Source organism: Vibrio sp. 2033, from assembly GCF_033339735.1.
This window is the reverse complement of sequence record NZ_JAWOVC010000195.1, coordinates 1-868: the sequence shown is the minus strand read 5'-3', so window position 1 is coordinate 868 and position 868 is coordinate 1. Positions and strand designations below refer to the sequence as shown.

General features: G+C 50.3%; 1 pseudogene. It reads right to left on the bottom strand.

Annotation, left to right across the window (positions count from 1 at the left end):
- Positions 1 to 868, bottom strand: a pseudogene (locus tag R7P74_RS25540) (alpha-glucosidase); the annotation flags it as partial.

Genomic DNA, 868 nt, shown 5'->3' with positions numbered 1-868 from the left:
GAATGTTGTCCATCGCAACATCTGGGTTGAAATGCGCCATCGCGTACGCTTGTTTCCACGAATCCCACGGCCATGTTAAGTTACCAGAGAACCAACGCGCAGTGACCGATGGCGTGACTGTAGCTTGTTCAATATCGCCCGCCGCAGAGCGCCAGTTACCGTTTAGGGTCTCCATCGCTTTTACCGCTACGCGAGCTTGGTCTGCTGTCGCTTCTTTGTTGATAAGACCATTCGCTAAATAGCCGTCCCAACGCGCTTTCGACGCTTCCATGTATTGAGTTGGATTCGCTAATACATCTTGCAATTTCAACGATTCTGACTGCACTTCTTTCGCATTGTGCAGGTTAGAATACGCCGTATAAACCGCCGATGTTCGCTCAGCTGGTAGGCTCATCTCCGCGGTAGAACTGAATGAGGTTTCGTTGGTGAACGTCTTCGTCGGTAGAGAACGAGTAATGCGGAACTCGGCATCGCGGTCGTTACGGATCGCCCAGTTGTCTTTCATCTCGCTAAAGTTAATTTTAATGCCGTTCTCGATGGTCGAAATCTGGCGCTTGTAATCTGGGTAGTACTGCGCCACGGTTTGGTCTTTGCGCGTCGACAGCGCGTATTTCACCAACTCGCCGTCCCACTCCAACGCCAAGTTCATATCACGATCAGTTTTGTTAGTGATGAGCGTTTCCACCAGCGAAGAGCGGTCAGTCACGAAGCGCAACACCATTTGCACGTGAATATCGTCCAAGTCCAACACCTGCACTAACGCACCTGGAATGGAATAGACTTTCGCTTCTGCGTTCGATAAATCGTAAGTTTGGCCACTCACTTTGTCGGTCAACGTGAGCTTGTCGAACGTTTGGCCAGACATAAA